At 43.4% G+C, this 19,154-nt stretch carries 32 protein-coding genes; 30 read left to right on the top strand and 2 right to left on the bottom strand.

All coding sequences use genetic code 11. The features are described 5' to 3' along the window. Positions 1–17: 17 nt before the first annotated feature. Complete coding sequence (locus FTU70_RS07640; protein ID WP_178318805.1) at positions 18–1,208, bottom strand: PLP-dependent transferase; 1,191 nt, start codon at positions 1,206–1,208, stop codon at positions 18–20. A gap of 148 nt (positions 1,209–1,356) precedes the next feature. On the opposite strand from FTU70_RS07640, the gene FTU70_RS07635 reads away from it, so the two are divergent. From FTU70_RS07635 to FTU70_RS07490, 30 genes are all read left to right on the top strand, one after another. Continuing rightward, complete coding sequence (locus FTU70_RS07635; RefSeq protein ID WP_180060405.1) at positions 1,357–2,100, top strand: type 1 glutamine amidotransferase; 744 nt, start codon at positions 1,357–1,359, stop codon at positions 2,098–2,100. 426 nt (positions 2,101–2,526) lie between these two features. Then, the gene (gene rpsJ / locus FTU70_RS07630) at positions 2,527–2,838 is read left to right on the top strand and encodes a 30S ribosomal protein S10 (protein ID WP_000070912.1); all 312 of its coding nucleotides are present in this window, start codon (positions 2,527–2,529) and stop codon (positions 2,836–2,838) included. A 59-nt stretch (positions 2,839–2,897) separates the two neighbouring features. Next, complete coding sequence (gene rplC / locus FTU70_RS07625) at positions 2,898–3,536, top strand: 50S ribosomal protein L3 (protein ID WP_026438075.1); 639 nt, start codon at positions 2,898–2,900, stop codon at positions 3,534–3,536. A gap of 11 nt (positions 3,537–3,547) precedes the next feature. Then, entirely contained in the window at positions 3,548–4,150 is a 603-nt protein-coding gene (gene rplD, locus FTU70_RS07620; RefSeq protein ID WP_004974702.1) for a 50S ribosomal protein L4, read from the top strand. Then, complete coding sequence (rplW, locus tag FTU70_RS07615) at positions 4,147–4,467, top strand: 50S ribosomal protein L23 (RefSeq protein ID WP_004974703.1); 321 nt, start codon at positions 4,147–4,149, stop codon at positions 4,465–4,467. Before rplD ends, rplW begins: the two co-directional genes overlap by 4 nt. Positions 4,468–4,478: 11 nt before the next feature. After that, a complete protein-coding gene (rplB, locus tag FTU70_RS07610; RefSeq protein ID WP_004974706.1) occupies positions 4,479–5,303 on the top strand; it encodes a 50S ribosomal protein L2 in 825 nt (274 codons plus the stop codon). 19 nt (positions 5,304–5,322) lie between these two features. Further along, complete coding sequence (gene rpsS, locus FTU70_RS07605) at positions 5,323–5,598, top strand: 30S ribosomal protein S19 (protein ID WP_004673001.1); 276 nt, start codon at positions 5,323–5,325, stop codon at positions 5,596–5,598. 11 nt (positions 5,599–5,609) lie between these two features. Further along, positions 5,610–5,939 (top strand): 50S ribosomal protein L22, encoded by a 330-nt coding sequence (gene rplV / locus FTU70_RS07600; RefSeq protein WP_001982638.1) that lies wholly within the window; start codon positions 5,610–5,612, stop codon positions 5,937–5,939. 1 nt (position 5,940) lies between these two features. Further along, positions 5,941–6,693, top strand: a complete 753-nt coding sequence (gene rpsC / locus FTU70_RS07595; RefSeq protein ID WP_004974711.1) for a 30S ribosomal protein S3 — start codon at positions 5,941–5,943, stop codon at positions 6,691–6,693. Positions 6,694–6,696: 3 nt separating this feature from the next. Beyond that, positions 6,697–7,110, top strand: coding sequence for a 50S ribosomal protein L16 (gene rplP, locus FTU70_RS07590; RefSeq protein ID WP_004691317.1), 414 nt, complete (start codon positions 6,697–6,699; stop codon positions 7,108–7,110). After that, positions 7,110–7,307, top strand: a complete 198-nt coding sequence (rpmC, locus tag FTU70_RS07585; RefSeq protein ID WP_004650482.1) for a 50S ribosomal protein L29 — start codon at positions 7,110–7,112, stop codon at positions 7,305–7,307. The genes rplP and rpmC overlap by 1 nt, the downstream gene beginning before the upstream one ends. Then, positions 7,304–7,561 (top strand): 30S ribosomal protein S17, encoded by a 258-nt coding sequence (gene rpsQ, locus FTU70_RS07580; RefSeq protein ID WP_004974714.1) that lies wholly within the window; start codon positions 7,304–7,306, stop codon positions 7,559–7,561. Before rpmC ends, rpsQ begins: the two co-directional genes overlap by 4 nt. A gap of 91 nt (positions 7,562–7,652) precedes the next feature. Then, positions 7,653–8,021 (top strand): 50S ribosomal protein L14, encoded by a 369-nt coding sequence (rplN, locus tag FTU70_RS07575; protein ID WP_001982634.1) that lies wholly within the window; start codon positions 7,653–7,655, stop codon positions 8,019–8,021. A 9-nt stretch (positions 8,022–8,030) separates the two neighbouring features. After that, a complete protein-coding gene (rplX, locus tag FTU70_RS07570; RefSeq protein WP_004974717.1) occupies positions 8,031–8,348 on the top strand; it encodes a 50S ribosomal protein L24 in 318 nt (105 codons plus the stop codon). 16 nt (positions 8,349–8,364) lie between these two features. Next, positions 8,365–8,901 (top strand): 50S ribosomal protein L5, encoded by a 537-nt coding sequence (rplE, locus tag FTU70_RS07565; RefSeq protein ID WP_004974719.1) that lies wholly within the window; start codon positions 8,365–8,367, stop codon positions 8,899–8,901. A gap of 9 nt (positions 8,902–8,910) precedes the next feature. Further along, positions 8,911–9,216, top strand: a complete 306-nt coding sequence (rpsN, locus tag FTU70_RS07560) for a 30S ribosomal protein S14 (RefSeq protein ID WP_004825185.1) — start codon at positions 8,911–8,913, stop codon at positions 9,214–9,216. 12 nt (positions 9,217–9,228) lie between these two features. Beyond that, the gene (gene rpsH, locus FTU70_RS07555) at positions 9,229–9,624 is read left to right on the top strand and encodes a 30S ribosomal protein S8 (protein ID WP_004974720.1); all 396 of its coding nucleotides are present in this window, start codon (positions 9,229–9,231) and stop codon (positions 9,622–9,624) included. 16 nt (positions 9,625–9,640) lie between these two features. Next, positions 9,641–10,174 (top strand): 50S ribosomal protein L6, encoded by a 534-nt coding sequence (gene rplF, locus FTU70_RS07550; protein WP_004974722.1) that lies wholly within the window; start codon positions 9,641–9,643, stop codon positions 10,172–10,174. Between the two features lie 14 nt (positions 10,175–10,188). Next, positions 10,189–10,539 (top strand): 50S ribosomal protein L18, encoded by a 351-nt coding sequence (rplR, locus tag FTU70_RS07545; protein ID WP_004281497.1) that lies wholly within the window; start codon positions 10,189–10,191, stop codon positions 10,537–10,539. A 2-nt stretch (positions 10,540–10,541) separates the two neighbouring features. After that, on the top strand, positions 10,542–11,039 hold the full coding sequence (gene rpsE / locus FTU70_RS07540) for a 30S ribosomal protein S5 (RefSeq protein WP_004974725.1): 498 nt from the start codon (positions 10,542–10,544) through the stop codon (positions 11,037–11,039). Positions 11,040–11,045: 6 nt separating this feature from the next. After that, positions 11,046–11,222 carry a 50S ribosomal protein L30 gene (gene rpmD / locus FTU70_RS07535; RefSeq protein WP_004786899.1) on the top strand — a complete coding sequence of 59 codons (177 nt, stop codon included), beginning with the start codon at positions 11,046–11,048 and terminating at the stop codon, positions 11,220–11,222. Between the two features lie 3 nt (positions 11,223–11,225). Then, a complete protein-coding gene (gene rplO, locus FTU70_RS07530) occupies positions 11,226–11,666 on the top strand; it encodes a 50S ribosomal protein L15 (RefSeq protein WP_004974728.1) in 441 nt (146 codons plus the stop codon). Between the two features lie 45 nt (positions 11,667–11,711). Beyond that, positions 11,712–13,031 carry a preprotein translocase subunit SecY gene (secY, locus tag FTU70_RS07525; RefSeq protein ID WP_171257418.1) on the top strand — a complete coding sequence of 440 codons (1,320 nt, stop codon included), beginning with the start codon at positions 11,712–11,714 and terminating at the stop codon, positions 13,029–13,031. 20 nt (positions 13,032–13,051) lie between these two features. Then, positions 13,052–13,168 carry a 50S ribosomal protein L36 gene (gene rpmJ / locus FTU70_RS07520; protein ID WP_000867907.1) on the top strand — a complete coding sequence of 39 codons (117 nt, stop codon included), beginning with the start codon at positions 13,052–13,054 and terminating at the stop codon, positions 13,166–13,168. Positions 13,169–13,275: 107 nt separating this feature from the next. Next, positions 13,276–13,632, top strand: a complete 357-nt coding sequence (gene rpsM / locus FTU70_RS07515; protein ID WP_004974734.1) for a 30S ribosomal protein S13 — start codon at positions 13,276–13,278, stop codon at positions 13,630–13,632. Between the two features lie 19 nt (positions 13,633–13,651). Continuing rightward, positions 13,652–14,038, top strand: coding sequence for a 30S ribosomal protein S11 (rpsK, locus tag FTU70_RS07510; protein ID WP_001040166.1), 387 nt, complete (start codon positions 13,652–13,654; stop codon positions 14,036–14,038). Between the two features lie 12 nt (positions 14,039–14,050). Beyond that, complete coding sequence (gene rpsD, locus FTU70_RS07505; protein WP_004974744.1) at positions 14,051–14,677, top strand: 30S ribosomal protein S4; 627 nt, start codon at positions 14,051–14,053, stop codon at positions 14,675–14,677. Between the two features lie 17 nt (positions 14,678–14,694). Then, complete coding sequence (locus FTU70_RS07500) at positions 14,695–15,702, top strand: DNA-directed RNA polymerase subunit alpha (protein WP_004974745.1); 1,008 nt, start codon at positions 14,695–14,697, stop codon at positions 15,700–15,702. A gap of 18 nt (positions 15,703–15,720) precedes the next feature. Further along, positions 15,721–16,086: a 50S ribosomal protein L17 gene (rplQ, locus tag FTU70_RS07495; RefSeq protein WP_004974746.1), complete on the top strand. Its 366-nt coding sequence runs from the start codon at positions 15,721–15,723 to the stop codon at positions 16,084–16,086. A 202-nt stretch (positions 16,087–16,288) separates the two neighbouring features. Beyond that, on the top strand, positions 16,289–17,779 hold the full coding sequence (locus FTU70_RS07490) for an NAD(P)/FAD-dependent oxidoreductase (RefSeq protein WP_180060404.1): 1,491 nt from the start codon (positions 16,289–16,291) through the stop codon (positions 17,777–17,779). 75 nt (positions 17,780–17,854) lie between these two features. Here FTU70_RS07490 and FTU70_RS07485 read toward each other — a convergent pair whose 3' ends face one another. Then, on the bottom strand, positions 17,855–19,027 hold the full coding sequence (locus FTU70_RS07485; protein WP_004974751.1) for an acyl-CoA dehydrogenase family protein: 1,173 nt from the start codon (positions 19,025–19,027) through the stop codon (positions 17,855–17,857). Between the last annotated feature and the right edge of the window lie 127 nt (positions 19,028–19,154).

The following is a 19,154-nucleotide window of genomic DNA, read 5'->3' as shown; positions in this document are numbered from 1 at the left end:
TGATGATCTGTGCTGCATTAGTCGCTGAAGCGTTGTAAGGCATTTTGAATATCGTGAATTAAATCTGCAGGATGTTCTAGCCCAATACAAAAACGCACCAATAATCCTTCAGCCAAGTGAGAGTGTTCTAGGGTACGCATGGACTTGAGATCGTAAAGCATCACTAAACTTACGGGGCCGCCCCAGCTAAAGCCGAGTTTAAATAAAGATAGTGCATCACAGAATTGGCGTACAGCGGCTAAATCATATTCAGGCTTAAAAATCACACTGACCAAACCTGCGCTGTGTCCATCGCGGCAAATTTCTTTCCAATACGCATGCCCCGCAGATGTGGCATCGGCAGGGTGCAACACCTGAGCAAATTGTGGTTGTAGTTTCAGCCAGTTGAGTAATTCAATTGTGCTTTTTGCTTGGTGCTCATAACGTAGTTGCATCGAAGCCAAACTGCGTTGTACTTGCGCGACATCATCCCCCGATACGCAAATACCTTGAATGGCATGCATACGAAACAGTTGATGATGTAAGTGTTGATCACGGGTCACGACAGACCCCATTAAAATGTCACCACCACCACTTGGGTATTTGGTCAGGGCATGGACGCTTATATCGACACTTAAATGTTCATCACCAAAATCGAAAGCATTAAACGCAAGTCCTGCACCCCAAGTATTATCTAAGGCTGTGAGCATGTGATGTGATTTGGCTTTTTTGACTAATGCAGTTAGGTTTGGAAACTCTAGTGTGACCGAACCTGCCGCTTCTAGCCAAATCAGTTTGGCTTGGGCAGAAGGTTGAAAGCTATCGACATCAATTGGATTGTAGACTTGAACGGTGATGCCGTAACGCTGCTCTAAATTGCGTAAATGCTCCATGTTTGGGCCGTAAATATTGTCAGCCACCCAAACTTCATCGCCTTGACTTAAAAAGCAGGAATTCACCAAATTAATTGCTGATAGTCCGCTTGGTGCGAGTAAGCAGTATTCACCACCTTCTAATTGCGCAATCTGATCAGCGAGTGTGAATGTAGTCGGTGTGCCATGTGTGCCATAGCTATAATCATAAGCATCAGTCCAGTGTCGATTAAACAGTGCATCTGTGTTTTCAAAGATAATGGTCGATGCACGAAATAGGGGAGGCTGTACCGTTTGAATATATTGTGGGGCACGTCTTGGTGCATGAATTAAAGCAGTTTGAGCATTTTTCTTCACAGGTTCACTCAGAAAATAAGCAAATATTGAGTTTAGCTTAAGAGAAATACTGGCTTTAGGCTATAAAAAGCTGCACTACAAGACATGCCTTGAACTTGGCGCTATTTTTGCAGAAGCTGAAGTATAGAAAATACAAAGGATGATCCAGATGAAAGCACCACTAAGCGTGCATTATTTTCAGCATAGTGCAGGTGAAGGTTTTGGAAGTTGCTATGACTATTTAAAGCAGATGGGGGCGCATATCACTGCAACCGAATTTTTTGCTTTACCGCCTGAGCAAAATATTGAAATTGAAGCCTTACCCAAAGTTGAAGATATTGACCTGTTAATTGTGATGGGCGGTGCCATGAGTGTAAATGATGAAGTACATTATCCATGGTTAAAAACAGAAAAACGCTGGATTAGGCGTTATTTGGCGATGAGTAAACCTGCAATCGGTTTGTGTTTAGGTGGGCAGATGATTGCCAATGCGTTGGGTGCAGCAGTGAGTCCTAATCCTGAACAGGAGCGCGGTTGGCATCCTGTCTATAAAGTCGAAAATATACCAGAAAGCTGTTTCCAAATGCCTGATCAAATCTCAGTGATGCAGTGGCATGGCGAAACTTTTGAATTACCTAAGGGCGCGGTAAGACTTGCCAGTAATGCCGCTTGCACCAATCAACTGTATCAAATTGGGAAAAATGTACTAGGATTCCAATTCCATCCAGAAATTACCCCACAAGCTTTGCAGCTGTTTTTAGACAATGCCGAAATGAAACCTGCATTTTCAGGCATGTATGTACAACCCGCGCATGAATTAAAACAGATGTCTGCAGCACAATTTCAGGCAGGCAACCAATTAATGAATCGTGCAATAGATTATGTTTTAGTACAAAGCAAACTTAGGGAATAAAGTCATGGATTGTGGCGCAAACACAGAAAAGAAAGTTAGGTCAGGGCGATGACGATTTCTGCTGTCAGGGATGGTTGGAATGGTCAAAATGCAGATTGTCTAAATTTACACTCAATAAATGGATAGGAATGCTGCCTAACTCATATATAAAGTGCTAATCGTATATTTTAAAAAGAGAAATCGGCAGAGCGTGAAAAATAAAGCAATAAAGCCAAAAAGAGATTTGCTTATGCATTAAACAATCGTTATAATGGGCGACCCTTTATGCAAGGGGGTTAACTGCGAAGAAAGTAGTTAACATCGTGACAGTCGTGGCATCGATCATGACCTTAGTGATAATTCACTGCCTTTGACACTTGCCTTAAATTAGTGGGGTGAGATGCGTCAAGGGTGATTCTTTATATATTTGGCTTGGAGTTAACTGGTATGTCTAACCAGAGAATTCGTATCCGTTTGAAGTCTTTTGATCATCGTCTGATCGATCAATCTGCTCAAGAAATCGTAGAAACCGCTAAGCGTACTGGCGCACAAGTTTGTGGTCCAATCCCGATGCCAACTCGCATCGAACGCTTCAACGTTTTAACATCACCACACGTAAACAAAGATGCACGCGACCAGTATGAAATCCGTACTTACAAGCGTTTGATCGACATTGTTCAACCTACAGATAAAACTGTTGATGCGTTGATGAAATTAGATCTAGCAGCTGGTGTTGATGTTCAGATTGCATTGGGTTAAGGCTTTCGGTTAATTAACACTCTAAGTTAATTAGGCCGCTTTTTTAGAGGTTTATGCACATGGCTATTGGTTTAGTCGGTCGCAAGTGCGGTATGACCCGTATCTTTACAGATGCTGGTGTTTCTGTACCTGTTACAGTGATTGAGGTTGATCCTAACCGCATCACTCAAATCAAAACGCTTGAAACAGATGGTTATCAAGCAATTCAGGTTACTACTGGTGAACGTCGCGAATCTCGCGTAACTAACGCTCAGAAAGGTCACTTCGCTAAAGCGGGTGTTGCTGCTGGTCGTTTGGTTCAAGAATTCCGTGCTACAGAAGCTGACCTTGAAGGTCGTGAAGTTGGCGGAACTATCGGTGTGGATTTGTTCACAGTAGGTCAGATCGTTGACGTAACTGGTCAGTCTAAAGGTAAGGGTTTCCAGGGTGGTGTTAAGCGTTGGAACTTCCGTACTCAAGACGCTACTCACGGTAACTCTGTTTCTCACCGTGTTCTAGGTTCTACAGGTCAAAACCAGACTCCTGGTCGCGTATTCAAAGGCAAAAAAATGGCTGGCCATTTAGGTGCTGAGCGCGTAACTGTACAGGGTCTTGAAATTGTATCTATCGACACAGAGCGTTCAGTTCTTGTTGTTAAGGGTGCGATTCCTGGTGCGACTGGTGGTGACGTAACTGTACGTCCTACGATCAAGGCTTGAGGGGAAATAACGTGAATTTAAATACTGTTTCCGGCTCTGCTGTTGAGTTATCTGAAGTTGCGTTCGGTCGTGAATTCAATGAAGCACTTGTACACCAAGTTGTTACAGCTTACTTAGCTGGTGGTCGTCAAGGCTCTAAAGCTCAGAAATCACGTGCAGACGTTGCTGGCGGTGGTAAAAAACCATTCCGTCAAAAAGGTACTGGCCGCGCTCGTGCTGGTTCTATTCGTAGCCCAATCTGGGTTGGTGGTGGTAAAACTTTTGCTGCTCGTCCACAAGATTGGTCTCAAAAAGTTAACCGCAAAATGTACCGCGGTGCAATGCAATGTATCTTAGCTGAACTTGTTCGCCAAGATCGTCTTGTATTGGTTGAAGAGTTTGCTGTTGAAGCTCCTAAAACTAAAGAGTTGCTTGCAAAACTTAACGACTTGAATGCAACTCGCGCATTGATCGTAACTGAAGCTGTAGATGAGAATCTATATCTTGCAGCGCGTAACCTTCCACACGTTGATGTGGTTGATGCTACTGCAATCGATCCTGTTAGCTTGATCGCGTTCGACAAAGTTGTAATGTCTGTTGCTGCTGCTAAGAAAATTGAGGTAGAACTCGGATGAACAACGAACGTTTATATCAAGTCCTACAAGGACCTGTATTTTCAGAAAAAGCACAAGTTTTAGGCGAAACTGCTGGTGTTCAAGTGTTCAAAGTTGCATTAAATGCAAACAAACTTGAAATCAAAAAAGCAGTTGAGCAATTATTTGGTGTGGAAGTTGTTAAAGTTAACACGACTATCACTAAAGGTAAGACTAAGCGCTTTGGTCGTACATTAGGACGCCGTTCTGATGTTAAAAAAGCATACGTCACCCTGAAAGCTGGCCAAGATGTTGAAATGGCTGACTTGGGCGATACCGCTGAAAGCGCAGCGGAATAAGGACGAAATTTATGCCGATTCAAAAATGTAAGCCAACGTCTCCAGGGCGTCGCTTTGTAGAGAAAGTCGTTCACGACCATCTTCACAAAGGTGCGCCTTATGCGCCGTTGGTAGAAGCTAAAAAACGTACAGGTGGTCGTAACAACAACGGTCACATTACTACACGTCACGTTGGTGGTGGTCATAAGCAACACTACCGTATCGTAGACTTCAAACGTAACAAAGATGGCATTCCTGCTGTTGTAGAGCGTATTGAATACGATCCAAACCGTACTGCACACATCGCATTGTTGAAGTATGCTGACGGTGAACGTCGTTATATTATTGCGCCTAAAGGTTTACGTGCTGGTGATCAAGTTCAATCTGGTAACGATGCTCCAATTCGTCCAGGTAACTGCTTACCACTTCGTAATATGCCAATCGGTGCTACTCTTCACAACATCGAACTTAAAATCGGTAAAGGTGCTCAATTAGCGCGTTCTGCTGGTACTTCGGTTCAATTGTTGGGTCGTGACGGTTCATACGCTATCGTTCGTCTACGTTCAGGCGAAATGCGTAAAGTGCACGTTGAGTGTCGCGCTGTGTTAGGTGAAGTATCTAACTCAGAAAGCAACCTTCGTTCACTTGGTAAAGCAGGTGCTTCGCGCTGGCGTGGTGTTCGTCCTACTGTTCGTGGTATGGCAATGAACCCAGTTGATCACCCGCACGGTGGTGGTGAAGGGCGTACTAAAGGTATCCAACCTGTAAGCCCATGGGGTCAAAAAGCTAAAGGGTACAAGACACGTACCAACAAGCGTACGACTAAGATGATTATTCGCGACCGTCGCGTTAAGTAACAAGTAAAGGAATCTGACAATGCCTCGTTCTCTGAAAAAAGGCCCATTCGTCGATGCGCACTTGTTCGCTAAGGTTGAAGCGGCAATCGCGGCTAATAACCGTAAGCCGATCAAAACTTGGTCGCGTCGTTCGATGATCCTCCCAGATTTTGTTGGTTTAACAATTTCTGTTCACAATGGTCGTAACCATGTTCCAGTGATTATCTCTGAACACATGGTTGGTCATAAACTCGGTGAATTCGCGCCAACTCGTACCTATCGTGGTCACGGTGTTGACAAGAAGTCTAAACGTTAATAGGTGCTATGATGGAAGTAACTGCTAAATTACGCGGTGCCGCTATCTCGGCACAAAAAGCACGTTTGGTTGCAGATCTTATCCGCGGCAAATCTGTTGCGCATGCACTTAACATTTTAAACTTCAGCAACAAAAAAGCTGCTGTTTTAGTTAAGAAAGCATTGGAATCTGCAATTGCAAATGCTGAACACAATAACAGTTTAGATGTAGACGACCTTAAAGTATCTACGATTTACGTTGATGAAGGCATGAGCCTTAAACGTATTATGCCACGTGCTAAAGGCCGTGCAGATCGTATTACTAAGCGTACTTGTCACATCACCGTTAAGGTAGGGGTTTGATATGGGTCAGAAGGTTCATCCAATCGGTATCCGCCTAGGTGTTGTGAAACGTCATAACGCTAACTGGTATGCGAATCCGAAACAATACGCTGAATACTTGCTTAAAGACCTTCAAGTTCGTGAGTTTTTAACTAAAAAACTTAAGAACGCAATGGTAAGCAATATTCTTATCGAACGTCCAACGGGTGCTGCTAAAGTAACAATTAGCACTGCGCGTCCTGGTATCGTAATCGGTAAAAAAGGCGAAGACATTGAGAAATTACAACGCGAATTAACATCTATTATGGGTGTTCCTGCGCAAGTAAGCATCAACGAAATTGACCGTCCAGACTTAGATGCACGTTTAGTTGCTGAAGCAATCGCTTCTCAATTAGAAAAGCGTGTAATGTTCCGTCGTGCTATGAAGCGTGCGGTACAGAACTCTATGCGTGCTGGTGCTAAAGGTATCAAAGTTGAAGTTTCTGGTCGTTTAGGTGGTGCAGAGATTGCACGTACTGAATGGTATCGTGAAGGTCGTGTACCTTTGCATACACTTCGTGCGGACATCGACTATGCAACTATGCGTGCTGAAACTACTTACGGTACGATTGGTGTTAAAGTTTGGGTATTCCGTGGTGAAATCTTGGGTGGCATGAAGCAAGTCATGAACCCAGCACCTGCTGAAGAACGTCCAGCTAAACGCGGTCGCGGTCGTGGTGAAGGTCAAGAGCGTCGTGGTCGTCGCAATGATCGTTCTGCTGAAAAAGGAGAATAATCCATGTTGCAACCTAAACGTACTAAATTCCGTAAGGTGCAAAAAGGCCGTAACACTGGCTTAGCGCACCGTGGTAGCTCAGTATCTTTCGGTACTATCGCTCTTAAATCAGTTGAACGTGGTCAAATGACTGCGCGTCAAATTGAAGCGGCACGTCGTACAATCAGCCGTCGTATTAAGCGTGGTGGTAAGATCTTTATCCGTGTATTCCCAGACAAACCAATTACTTCTAAGCCTCTTGAAGTGCGTATGGGTAAAGGTAAAGGTTCTGTGGAATATTGGGTTTGTCAAATCAAACCAGGTAAAGTCTTGTACGAAATTGATGGTGTGAACGAAGAATTGGCGCGTGAAGCATTTACGCTTGCTGCTGCTAAACTTCCGTTTAAAACCACTATCGTGACTCGGACGGTAATGTAATGAAAACTAAAGATCTACGTGAAAAGTCGGTAGAAGAGTTGACAGCTTTGCTTGATGAGCAACAGCTTAACCAATTCCGTCTTCGTATGGCGAAAGCAACTGGTCAATTGGGTAAATCGCATGAAGTTGCGCTTACTCGTAAAACTATTGCACGCATCAAGACCCTCCTTACCGAAAAACAGGGGAACGGGCAATGAGTCAAAATACAGTCCGCACGTTAACTGGCAAAGTTGTAAGCGACAAAATGGAAAAATCTATTGTTGTCCTTATTGAACGCCAAGTTCAACACCCGTTGTATGGCAAATTGATTCGCCGTTCAACCAAATTACACGCTCATGATGAGAACAATACCGCCAAGATTGGTGATGTTGTAACCATCAAAGAAAGCCGCCCAATGTCTAAAACTAAGTCATGGACTTTAGTTGAAGTTGTTGAAGCTGCTGCTGAGTAATTAACGTTCTTGTTGCATCATCGGTCAATTTCGAGTACTCTTTGAGCCTTTCGAAATTGTGACCGGTGATGCTCGGTTTTGGAGTAGGGCAATGATTCAAACCGAAACGATGCTTGACGTAGCTGACAACAGTGGTGCTCGCCGCGTACAATGTATTAAAGTACTAGGTGGTTCACATCGTCGTTATGCTTCTGTTGGCGACATTATTAAAGTTACTGTAAAAGAAGCTATTCCACGCGCACGTGTTAAAAAAGGTGACGTGATGAATGCTGTTGTTGTACGTACAAAGTTCGGTATTCGTCGTCCAGACGGTTCTGTGATCCGTTTTGATGATAACGCTGCTGTTATTTTGAATAACAACAAAGCACCGATTGCAACTCGTATTTTCGGACCAGTGACTCGTGAACTTCGTACTGAACAGTTCATGAAAATCATTTCATTGGCTCCTGAAGTTCTATAAGAGGCAATCATGGCTAAGATTAAAAAAGGCGATCAAGTAATTGTGATCGCAGGTAAAGAAAAAGGCAAACAGGGTACTGTTCTGTCAGTTTCTAATGACCGTGTTAAGGTCGAAGGTCTTAACTTGGTTAAGAAGCACCAGAAGCCAAACCGTGCTACGGGCGCTGAAGGCGGTATCGTAACGCAGGAAGCTTCGCTTCATATCTCAAACGTGGCAATTTTTAATGCTACAACCCAAAAGGCTGACCGTGTTGGTTACCAAACGATTGATGGCGTGAAAACTCGCGTTTATAAATCGAATGGTGAATCAGTGGCGGTGGCGAAGTAATAGGTTGAAATAGGCAATGGCCAGACTTAAAACACGTTACAACGACGAACTTAAGGCTCAATTACAAGAACAATTGGGCGTTAAGAATGTGATGGAGATCCCTCGCATCACTAAAATTACCATCAACATGGGTGTTGGTGCTGCAGCTGCTGACAAGAAATTGTTAGATGGCGCTCTTTCTGATATGCAAGCTATTGCTGGTCAAAAACCAGTTTTAACATTAGCTCGTAAATCAATCGCTGGTTTTAAAATCCGTGATGGTTGGCCGATTGGTTGTAAAGTTACTTTACGCGGCGAACGTATGTACGAATTCTTAGACCGTTTGATCTCTATCGCGATCCCTCGTATCCGTGACTTCCGTGGTTTCTCTTCGAAATCATTTGATGGTCGTGGTAACTACTCTATGGGTCTCAAGGAACAAATCATGTTCCCTGAAATCGATTTCGATAAGATTGATCAAATTCGTGGTATGGACATCACCATTACTACGACTGCTCGCACCGATGACGAAGGCCGTGCGCTTATGCGTGCATTCGGCTTCCCGTTCAAATAAGAGGTCGATATGGCTAAGAAAGGTATGATTAATCGCGAATTGAAACGCGAAGCTACTGTTGCTAAATACGCTGCAAAACGTGCTGAATTAAAAGCAACGATTGCAAACGTAAATGCAAGCGACGAAGAGCGTTTCGAAGCGATGATGAAATTACAAGCATTACCACGTAATGCGTCTCCAGTACGTCTTCGTAACCGTTGTGGTTTAACTGGTCGTCCTCATGGTTACTTCCGTAAGTTCGGTTTAAGCCGTAACAAATTACGTGACACAGTAATGCAAGGTGATGTACCGGGCGTTGTTAAGGCAAGCTGGTAAGGAGCACTATAAATGAGTATGCAAGATACCGTTGCCGACATGCTAACGCGTGTTCGTAACGCTCAAATGGCAAAGAAACAAACTGTTTCTATGCCTAATTCTAAGTTGAAGGTTGCTATTGCAAACGTACTTCAACAAGAAGGTTATATCGCAAATGTAGAAGTGGCTGACAACGAAGGCAAACCTACATTAACGATTACTTTAAAATACTATGAAGGCAAACCAGTTATCGAAACTGTGAAACGCGTAAGCCGTCCAGGTCTACGTCAGTATCGCGGTAAAGATGCACTTCCAAGCGTTAAGCAAGGTTTAGGTATTGCAATCGTTTCTACAAGCAAAGGCATCATGACTGATCGCGCTGCACGTGCTGCAGGTATCGGTGGTGAAGTTATTGCTTTTGTTTCTTAATAATAGGTGATTCCTCATGTCTCGTGTGGCTAAAGCCCCAGTAACTGTACCTAACGGTGTTACAGTTACTCAGAACGGCCGGCAGGTCGAAGTGAAAGGCAGCAAAGGTACATTGTCTTTCAACCTGCATGCGCTGGTCGAGCTAAAACAGGAAGACGGTATTTTAGCTATTGCTCCTAAAGCTGAGTCGAAAGACGCTTGGATGCAAGCTGGTACTGCTCGCGCTGTGCTTAACAATCTTGTAAAAGGTGTGAGCGAAGGCTTCGAACGTAAGTTACAATTGATTGGTGTTGGTTATAAAGCTGCGGTAAAAGGTAACGTTGTTAACCTTAACCTTGGTTTTTCACACCCAATCGATTACACCCTTCCTGAAGGTGTAACTGCAGAAACTCCAACTGCAACTGAAATTATCCTTAAATCTGCTGACAAAGCAGCTTTAGGTCAAGTTGCTGCGGATATCCGTGGATACCGTCCACCAGAGCCATATAAAGGTAAAGGTGTTCGTTATTCGGATGAAGTTGTTCTTCGTAAAGAAGCTAAGAAGAAATAAGGCGCGAGGTTCTTATGAACGAAAAGAAACAATCCCGTTTGCGTCGTGCGAAAAGCACACGCTTGCACATCCGTGCATTGGGTGCGACTCGTTTGTGTGTAAACCGCACGCCGCGTCACATCTATGCTCAAGTTATTTCAGCAGATGGTGGCAAAGTTTTAGCGCAAGCTTCAACTTTAGATGCTACTTTACGTGCTGGTACAACTGGTAACGTTGAAGCAGCTCAAAAAGTAGGTGCTTTAATCGCAGAACGCGCGAAAGCAGCTGGCGTAACTAAAGTTGCGTTTGACCGTTCTGGTTTTAAATATCATGGTCGTATCAAAGCCTTGGCTGATGCTGCTCGTGAAAACGGCTTGGAGTTCTAATCATGGCTAAAGTTGAACAAAACGAAGGTCTTGTTGAAAAGCTGGTTGCCGTTGATCGCGTAGCCAAAGTTGTTAAAGGTGGTCGTATCTTCTCTTTCACAGCATTAACTGTTGTGGGTGATGGTAATGGTCGCGTAGGTTTTGGTCGTGGTAAAGCACGTGAAGTTCCAGCTGCTATTTCTAAAGCACTTGAAGCTGCACGTCGTAACATGATCACTATCGAATTGGCAGATGGTACTTTACAACACCCGATTCATGCGCGTCATGGTGCAAGCCGTGTTTACATGCAGCCAGCATCTGAAGGTACTGGTGTAATTGCGGGTGGTTCTATGCGTGCAGTTTTAGAAGCTGCAGGTGTACGTAACGTATTGACTAAATGCCGTGGTTCTACTAACGCTGCAAACGTAGTGAACGCAACTTTCAACGGTTTGCGTGACATGACAACTCCTGAAAAGGTTGCTGCGAAACGTGGTCTTTCAGTAGAACAAATTCAAGGGTAATCAATCATGAAAACGATTAAAGTTACCCAGACTAAATCTGCATCGCACCGCTTGAAAAATCACAAGCTTAGCCTTAAAGGTTTAGGTCTGCGTCGTATTGGTCATACTGTAGAAGTGCAAGATACGCCTTCTAACCGTGGTATGATCAACCAAGTCTACTATATGGTTAGTGTAGAGGAATAAGCCATGACTCTGCGTTTAAATGAACTTGCACCTGCAGAAGGTGCTAAGCGTGAAGCCCGTCGTTTAGGCCGTGGTATCGGTTCTGGCGTTGGTAAGACTGGTGGTCGTGGTATCAAAGGTCAAAACTCACGTAAGAGCGGTGGTACACGTCCTGGATTCGAAGGTGGTCAAACTGCGTTATATCGTCGTTTACCTAAATTCGGTTTCACTAGCCAAATCGCTTTGAAAACTGCTGAAGTACGTTTATCTGAGCTTGCTAAAGTGGAAGGCGACATCGTTAGCCTTGAAACTTTAAAAGCAGCGAACGTTGTACGTAAAGATATGGCTCGTGCTCGTATCGTACTTTCTGGTGAAATTACTCGCGCATTCACTATTCAAGGTGTTGCTGTGACTAAAGGCGCTAAAGCTGCTGTTGAAGCGGCTGGCGGTAAAGTCGAGGAGTAATCCCCAGTGTCTATGTCTCCTAGTTCTTCAGGTCATGTTCACATGATGAAAGGCCAACCATTTCACGTGAAATACCGTGAAATTATACGCCGAATGATGTTTCTCATTGGTGCGTTGTTGGTATTTCGACTAGGAGCGCATATTCCAGTACCAGGCATTAATAATGCCGCACTTGAACAATTGTTTAATGCAAACCAAGGTACAATCCTTGGTTTGTTTAACATGTTTTCGGGTGGTGCATTAGAGCGGATGTCGATTCTTGCTTTAGGGATCATGCCATACATTTCTGCTTCGATTATCGTACAGTTGATGTCTACCGTGGTTCCTTCGCTTGAAGCTTTGAAAAAAGAAGGCGAGCAAGGCAAACGCAAAATTAATCAATATACGCGCCAAGGCACATTGTTTCTTGCACTTGTGCAAGCGATTGGGATGTGTGCAGGTCTGATTGGTCAAGGTATTACCTTAACGTCAGGTCTGGCTTTTTACGTTCCAGCTGTGACCTCTTTGGTTGCAGGCACAATGTTCTTAATGTGGTTGGGTGAGCAAATTACCGAACGCGGAGTGGGCAATGGTATTTCCATGATCATTTTCGCAGGTATTGTTGCAGGCTTGCCTAATTTAATTATGCAATCCTTCACATCTATTGATAGTGGCCAGTCAAGCCTGATTGGTTTGGCAATTTTTGGTTTATTGTCTTTGGGTGTACTTGCAGCAATTGTGTTTATTGAGAAGGCGCAGCGTCGTATTCCAGTAAACTATGCTCAAAAACAACAAGGTCGTCGTGTATTTACTGCTCAGCAAACGCATTTGCCATTAAAAATTAATATGGCAGGTGTGATTCCAGCAATTTTTGCCAGTTCATTGCTTTTGTTCCCAGCGAGCTTAGGTCAATGGGTCGGCAGTGCGGACCCTAATGCTGGATTAATCAAGCGTAGTCTACAAGACTTGGCATTGGTATTGTCGCCTGGACAACCGTTGTATTTGGTGCTCTTTGGTGCGTTAATTATCTTTTTCTGTTACTTCTACACTGCGCTGGTTTTCAGCCCTAAAGAAGTTTCGGAAAACTTGAAACGCAGCGGAGCTTATGTGCCTGGTATTCGCCCAGGTGAGCAAACTGCTCGTTACTTAGATCATATTCTCAGTCGTTTGACCTTTATTGGCGCGATTTACATCACTGTAGTCTGCTTAATGCCGATGATTCTACAAAGCTCATTTGGAATTCCATTTAGCTTAGGTGGTACATCATTATTAATCGTTGTAGTGGTTGTGATGGACTTTATGGCTCAGCTTCAAGCACATCTCACCTCGCACCAGTACGATAATCAAACGTTAATGAGAAAAACGACTGCTCATCCTAAGGGATAAGCGCACTTAGAGGTTTCATCATGAAAGTACAAGCTTCTGTAAAGAAAATTTGTGGTAGCTGCAAAGTTATCCGTCGTAATGGGGTTATTCGCGTAATTTGCAGCGCAGAACCTCGTCATAAGCAGCGTCAAGGTTAATTTGATTAAGACCTGTTGATTTCAGTAGGCTAATTAGGTTATTATCCGCCCCTCAAGATTTTTGTGGGGCGGTTGATTATCTTAACTGCCTTTTTGGAGAAAATTGAATGGCTCGTATTGCCGGTGTAAACATTCCGGATAACAAGCACGCTGTTATCTCTCTCACTTATATCTTTGGTATTGGTCGCCACACTGCTAAGACTATCTTAGCTGCTGCTGGTATCGCACCAACAACAAAGATCCGTGAATTAGATGACGCTCAGCTTGATGCGATTCGTGCAGAAGTTGCTAAGGTTCCGACCGAAGGTGACTTACGTCGCGAAATTTCCATGAACATTAAACGTTTAATGGATTTAGGCTGCTACCGCGGTCTTCGTCATCGTCGCAGCTTGCCTGTCCGTGGTCAACGCACCAAAACTAACGCACGTACCCGTAAAGGTCCGCGCAAACCGATTAAGAAATAAGATTTCTGGAAGCTAAAAGATGGCTAAAGATACTCGCACACGCAAGAAGGTCACTCGTACCGTCTCTGAAGGTGTTGCACACATTCACGCTTCTTTTAATAACACCATTGTGACCATTACCGATCGTCAAGGTAATGCACTGGCTTGGGCTACCTCAGGTGGACAAGGCTTCCGTGGATCACGTAAATCAACTCCGTTCGCTGCTCAGGTAGCTGCTGAAGTTGCTGGTAAAGCTGCTTTAGATTACGGTTTGAAAAACTTGGACGTCCTTGTTAAAGGTCCTGGTCCAGGTCGTGAGTCTGCGGTTCGTGCATTAGGTGCAGTGGGTTATAAAATTAACAGCATTACCGATGTGACTCCAATCCCTCACAACGGTTGCCGTCCACCTAAAAAACGTCGCGTGTAAGGAGAAACATTCATGGCTCGTTATATTGGTCCAAAATGCAAACTCTCTCGCCGCGAAGGGACAGACCTGCAACTAAAATCTGGCGTTAAACCATTTGACGTCAAAACTAAAAAACACGCTAAAGCTCCTGGCCAACATGGCGGGGCTCGTGGTGGTAAGCAATCTGAGTACTCACTACAATTACGTGAAAAACAAAAAGTACGTCGTATGTACGGTGTTTTAGAGCGTCAATTTAGTAACTACTATAAAGAAGCTGCTCGTGTGAAAGGCGCAACAGGTGAAAACTTGTTGAAATTGCTCGAAAGCCGTCTTGATAACGTTGTTTATCGCATGGGTTTTGGTTCTACACGTGCAGAAGCTCGTCAGCTTGTATCTCACCGTAGCATTACTTTAAATGGTCGTCGTGTTAACATTGCGTCTATTCAAGTTAAAGCTGGTGATGTAATTGCAGTTCACGAAGGTGCAAAACAACAATTACGTATTAAAAACGCAATTGAATTGGCTGCTCAACGTGGTATCCCTTCATGGATGGAAGTTGACCATTCTAAATTTGAAGGTACGTTTAAAGCTGCACCAGATCGTTCTGATTTACCTGCTGAAATCAACGAAAGCTTGATTGTAGAATTGTATTCTAAATAATCCTTGAGGTAGCAATAATGACGCGTACTGCAAATGAGTTTCTTACTCCGCAAGCGATCAAGGTCGAAGCGGCAAGCGGGACCTCGGCAAAAGTTATTCTAGAACCATTAGAGCGTGGCTTTGGTCATACTCTTGGTAATGCTTTACGTCGCATCCTTCTTTCTTCTTTACCTGGCGCAGCTGTGGTAGAAGTTGAAATTGAAGGTGTCGAGCACGAGTACAGTACTTTGGAAGGCTTGCAGCAGGACATCGTCGAGCTCTTGCTGAACCTGAAAGGATTGTCTATTAAGCTGTTCGATCAAAATGAAGCTTATTTGACATTGGAAAAACAAGGTCCAGGCGATGTAACTGCTGCAGACCTTCGTTTACCGCATAATGTTGAAGTGGTTAACCCTGAACACTTGATCGGCACTTTAAGTGCTACAGGCAATTTAAAAATGCGCCTGAAAGTTGCTCAAGGTCGTGGTTATGAAACATCTGACTCACGTTTCCCAGAAGGCGAAACTCGCCCTGTAGGTCGTTTGCAGTTAGATGCTTCTTATAGCCCAATTAAACGTGTGTCTTACATCGTAGAAAATGCGCGTGTAGAACAACGTACTGACCTTGACAAGTTGATCATTGATCTTGAAACCAATGGTACAGTTGATCCAGAAGAAGCAATCCGCAAAGCGGCAACAATCTTGCAACAACAAATTGCAATTTTTGTTGATCTTCAGAAAGATCAAGCTCCTGTTGCTCAAGAGCCTCGTGAAGAAGTTGACCCAATCTTGCTTCGTCCAGTAGATGATCTAGAGCTTACTGTTCGTTCTGCTAACTGTTTGAAAGCAGAAAATATTTACTACATTGGTGATCTTGTACAGCGTACTGAAGTTGAGCTACTTAAAACGCCTAACTTGGGTAAAAAATCGCTTACAGAGATCAAAGATGTTCTGGCTTCTAAAGGCTTACAGCTCGGCATGCGTTTAGAGAACTGGCCACCGGCTAGTCTCCGTATGGACGATCGTTTCGCCTATCGTAGCCGTTAATTAAGTAGGACTATCACCATGCGTCATCGTAATAGTGGTGTGAAATTAGGCCGTACAAGCAGCCATCGCAAAGCGATGTTCCAAAACTTGGCTAATTCTTTGTTCGAACACGAGTTAATCAAAACAACTGTTCCTAAAGCAAAAGAATTACGTCGTGTTGCTGAGCCTTTAATCACTTTAGCTAAAAACGATACAGTAGCAAACCGTCGTTTAGCGTTTGCTCGTACTCGTTCAGCAGCAACTGTTGGTAAATTATTTACCGTTCTTGGCCCTCGTTACAAAGAGCGTAACGGCGGGTATCTACGTGTTCTTAAAGCGGGCTTCCGTGCGGGTGATGCTGCACCGATGGCTTACGTTGAGCTTGTAGATCGCGAAGTTAAATAATTTCGCCAAGAATAACGCACGTTGTTCAGAAAAAGACCGGTTTTACCGGTCTTTTTTTTATGTAAAAAATAAGTTGAATCTCAAAAAATGATGAAATTGTCCCGAATTGATATAAATTTTAGCAACTTTTGCCAAACTTGACATTGTGTATTGTCAAATTTGTGCTTTAATAAAAAACATCATTCAAGCTGGACAATAAAACATGGATAAGCAGGTTGATATATTAATTATTGGGGCAGGGATTTCGGGCATTGGTGTAGCTGCACATTTAAGTCAAAATTGCCCACAGCGTTCTTTTGAAATTATTGAGCGTCGTCAAAGTTTTGGTGGCACTTGGGATTTATTCCAATATCCGGGCATTCGTTCAGATTCGGATATGTCGACTTTTGGTTATAATTTTAAGCCTTGGAAAAAAACCAATGTACTTGCCGATGGCGCATCTATCAAAGGTTATTTAGCAGAAGTCATTCAAGAAAAAGCCTTACACTCAAAAATTCATTTTCAGCATCGTGTGTTATCTGCCAATTATGACTCTCAAACACGTAAGTGGACGTTACGTATAGAAAATGCAGTGCAACAGATTGAAACTTGGGTGGCTAATTTTGTTTTAGGTTGCACAGGCTATTACAATTACGATCAAGGTTTTCAGCCTGACTTTCCGAATCAACATGCGTTTAAAGGTACATTTATTCACCCACAGCATTGGCCTGAGAATTTAGATTATCGTGGTAAAAAGGTCTTAATTATTGGTAGTGGTGCAACCGCCATTACCTTAGTACCTGCTATGTCAAAAGGTGGTGCAGCGCATGTCACCATGCTACAACGCTCGCCGACTTATATTGCTTCAGTGCCTGCAATGGATTTTGTTTATCAGCAAATGCGTAAAGTTTTGCCTGAAGATGTTGCTTACAAAATCACGCGCGCACGTAATATTGGCATGCAACGCGCCATTTATGCTTTAGCACAAAAACAGCCGAAATTACTGCGGACTTTGTTGCTGAAATCTATCCAAATGCAGCTCAAGGGCAAGGTAGATATGAAGCATTTCACGCCACATTATAATCCGTGGGATCAGCGTTTATGTGTTGTGCCTGATGGTGATTTATTTAAGATTTTACGCGAAGGGCATGCCTCGATTGAAACCAATCAAATTGCAAGTTTTACTGAAACAGGTGTGCAATTAAAATCGGGTAAACATTTGGATGCCGATATTATTGTGTCTGCGACAGGTTTGAATATTCAGATTCTAGGCGGTATTCAAGCCACAATTGATGGTGTGCCTTTAGACACCTCGAAGCACATGCTATATCAAGGTGTGATGATCAGCGATGTACCGAATATGGCGATGATTATTGGCTATATTAATGCCTCTTGGACGCTTAAAGTGGATGTGGCTGCGGATTATATTTGTCGTTTGCTCAATTATATGGATCGACAAGGTTATGACGAGGTAATTCCTCAAGGTGACCAAACAGAGTTATTGGAAGATACGGTGATGGGCAGTTTGAGTTCGGGCTATATCGCGCGTGCTGCTGATGTGATGCCAAAGCAAGGCAAACATGCGCCATGGCGAGTGACCAACAATTACTTAGAAGATCGCAAAACTTTAAAACAAGCAAGTTTTGAAGATGGTATTTTAAAATTCAAACAAGCTGTGCCTGCACAGCAGCGTAAACCTAAATTAGTGTCTTAAATCGTTGGGTGCAAAAATAATATGGCACAAGAAATTTAAAATTGCTTGCGCCATTTTTATGTTGAGGTGGAAATTTTATAAAGAACGTGAAATCAGCTCTTTCATAATTTCATTGGTGCCTGCATAAATACGATTGGCCCGATTGTCTAAGTAAGCACGTGCAATTGGATACTCAAGCATATAGCCATAACCACCATGCAGTTGTAGACATTCATCCACCACTTTGGAGTACATCTCTGAAATTTTATATTTGGCGGCCGCTGCAGCTTCAACACTGAGCTGATCTTGAAGTTGTAACTGCATACATTGATCTAAAAAAGCACGACAGAAATCAATTTCGGTGCGTAATTCTGCCAGTTTAAAGCGCGTATTTTGAAAGCTATGAATACTTTTGCCAAAGGCTTGACGTTGCTGAGTATATTGCAGTGTATGTGCAAAAGCAGCTTCTGCACCTGCTTGGCAAATAATCGCGACAATTAAGCGTTCCCAAGCCAGTTCTTTCATCAGCATGATAAAGCCCATGCCTTCTGCACCCAATAAATTGCTGCGAGGCACGCGGACATTATCAAAAAATAATTCGCAAGTGTCCTGACCTTTCATACCAATTTTATTCAGTGGTTTGCCTTTGCTAAATCCCGCACGGTCTGCTTCTACCAATATTAAAGACAGATTGGCTGAACCTTTGTCTGTGTTCGCTGTTTTACATACCACAATCGCCATGTCGCACAAATAGCCGTTGGTAATAAAAATTTTAGAACCATTAATCACGTATTCATCGCCATCCAATACCGCAGAGGTACGCACAGCTTGTAAGTCTGAACCTGTACTGGGTTCGGTCATGGCAATCGCGGTGATGACTTCACCTGTGGCCATGCGGGGTAACCAGTGTTGTTTTTGTTCAGTTGTGCCAAAGTTATTAATGTAATTGGCGACAATATCTGAATGCAGTGAAAAACCGGTAGCACTGTCACCTGCATAGGCTTGTTCTTCAATCAAAATCATGCTGTATAAGCGGTCTACCCCTGAACCTGCATATTCTTCAGGCATGGTGCTACACAGCAAACCCAAAGTACCTGCTTTACGCCATAGCTCACGGTCTACATGCTGCTGCGCTTCAAATTTTTCAGTATGGGGGATGACTTCCTGCAAATAGAATTTTCGTACCAAATCACGAAAACTGTCGTGTTCAGCACTGAATAAGGTGCGCGGTAACATATTGGCAATGGGGCGAATTGCGGCAGATTGCATGGTTTTATCTTCCTGATGTTGTTATTTTGAATTCACCTTAGAAGAATTTATAGGGGGCAACAAGGTGCAAAAGTTTCAATTGCAAATGAAAGATGATGCTTTTAGTCAATGCTGCATAAAAGTCATC

The sequence above is a fragment of the Acinetobacter sp. YH12135 genome (assembly GCF_013418565.1).
GTDB lineage: Bacteria > Pseudomonadota > Gammaproteobacteria > Pseudomonadales > Moraxellaceae > Acinetobacter > Acinetobacter towneri.
The sequence above is the reverse complement of the archived record's forward strand: the minus strand, read 5'-3'. Positions and strand labels throughout refer to the sequence as shown.

Coding starts and splice junctions, on each gene's coding strand:
- secY (WP_171257418.1), top strand. CDS start 11,712: ATGAAAGGCCAACCATTTCACGTGAAATACCGTGAAATTATACGCCGA.
- rplR (WP_004281497.1), top strand. CDS start 10,189: ATGAACGAAAAGAAACAATCCCGTTTGCGTCGTGCGAAAAGCACACGC.
- rplF (WP_004974722.1), top strand. CDS start 9,641: ATGTCTCGTGTGGCTAAAGCCCCAGTAACTGTACCTAACGGTGTTACA.
- FTU70_RS07490 (WP_180060404.1), top strand. CDS start 16,289: ATGGATAAGCAGGTTGATATATTAATTATTGGGGCAGGGATTTCGGGC.
- FTU70_RS07500 (WP_004974745.1), top strand. CDS start 14,695: ATGACGCGTACTGCAAATGAGTTTCTTACTCCGCAAGCGATCAAGGTC.
- rpsC (WP_004974711.1), top strand. CDS start 5,941: ATGGGTCAGAAGGTTCATCCAATCGGTATCCGCCTAGGTGTTGTGAAA.
- rpsH (WP_004974720.1), top strand. CDS start 9,229: ATGAGTATGCAAGATACCGTTGCCGACATGCTAACGCGTGTTCGTAAC.
- rpmJ (WP_000867907.1), top strand. CDS start 13,052: ATGAAAGTACAAGCTTCTGTAAAGAAAATTTGTGGTAGCTGCAAAGTT.
- rpmD (WP_004786899.1), top strand. CDS start 11,046: ATGAAAACGATTAAAGTTACCCAGACTAAATCTGCATCGCACCGCTTG.
- rplQ (WP_004974746.1), top strand. CDS start 15,721: ATGCGTCATCGTAATAGTGGTGTGAAATTAGGCCGTACAAGCAGCCAT.
- rpsM (WP_004974734.1), top strand. CDS start 13,276: ATGGCTCGTATTGCCGGTGTAAACATTCCGGATAACAAGCACGCTGTT.
- FTU70_RS07635 (WP_180060405.1), top strand. CDS start 1,357: ATGAAAGCACCACTAAGCGTGCATTATTTTCAGCATAGTGCAGGTGAA.
- rplP (WP_004691317.1), top strand. CDS start 6,697: ATGTTGCAACCTAAACGTACTAAATTCCGTAAGGTGCAAAAAGGCCGT.
- rpsJ (WP_000070912.1), top strand. CDS start 2,527: ATGTCTAACCAGAGAATTCGTATCCGTTTGAAGTCTTTTGATCATCGT.
- rpsN (WP_004825185.1), top strand. CDS start 8,911: ATGGCTAAGAAAGGTATGATTAATCGCGAATTGAAACGCGAAGCTACT.
- rpsD (WP_004974744.1), top strand. CDS start 14,051: ATGGCTCGTTATATTGGTCCAAAATGCAAACTCTCTCGCCGCGAAGGG.
- rplB (WP_004974706.1), top strand. CDS start 4,479: ATGCCGATTCAAAAATGTAAGCCAACGTCTCCAGGGCGTCGCTTTGTA.
- rplO (WP_004974728.1), top strand. CDS start 11,226: ATGACTCTGCGTTTAAATGAACTTGCACCTGCAGAAGGTGCTAAGCGT.
- rplE (WP_004974719.1), top strand. CDS start 8,365: ATGGCCAGACTTAAAACACGTTACAACGACGAACTTAAGGCTCAATTA.
- rplW (WP_004974703.1), top strand. CDS start 4,147: ATGAACAACGAACGTTTATATCAAGTCCTACAAGGACCTGTATTTTCA.
- rpsS (WP_004673001.1), top strand. CDS start 5,323: ATGCCTCGTTCTCTGAAAAAAGGCCCATTCGTCGATGCGCACTTGTTC.
- rplV (WP_001982638.1), top strand. CDS start 5,610: ATGGAAGTAACTGCTAAATTACGCGGTGCCGCTATCTCGGCACAAAAA.
- rpsE (WP_004974725.1), top strand. CDS start 10,542: ATGGCTAAAGTTGAACAAAACGAAGGTCTTGTTGAAAAGCTGGTTGCC.
- rplC (WP_026438075.1), top strand. CDS start 2,898: ATGGCTATTGGTTTAGTCGGTCGCAAGTGCGGTATGACCCGTATCTTT.
- rpsQ (WP_004974714.1), top strand. CDS start 7,304: ATGAGTCAAAATACAGTCCGCACGTTAACTGGCAAAGTTGTAAGCGAC.
- rplX (WP_004974717.1), top strand. CDS start 8,031: ATGGCTAAGATTAAAAAAGGCGATCAAGTAATTGTGATCGCAGGTAAA.
- rpsK (WP_001040166.1), top strand. CDS start 13,652: ATGGCTAAAGATACTCGCACACGCAAGAAGGTCACTCGTACCGTCTCT.
- rplN (WP_001982634.1), top strand. CDS start 7,653: ATGATTCAAACCGAAACGATGCTTGACGTAGCTGACAACAGTGGTGCT.
- FTU70_RS07485 (WP_004974751.1), bottom strand. CDS start 19,027: ATGCAATCTGCCGCAATTCGCCCCATTGCCAATATGTTACCGCGCACC.
- rpmC (WP_004650482.1), top strand. CDS start 7,110: ATGAAAACTAAAGATCTACGTGAAAAGTCGGTAGAAGAGTTGACAGCT.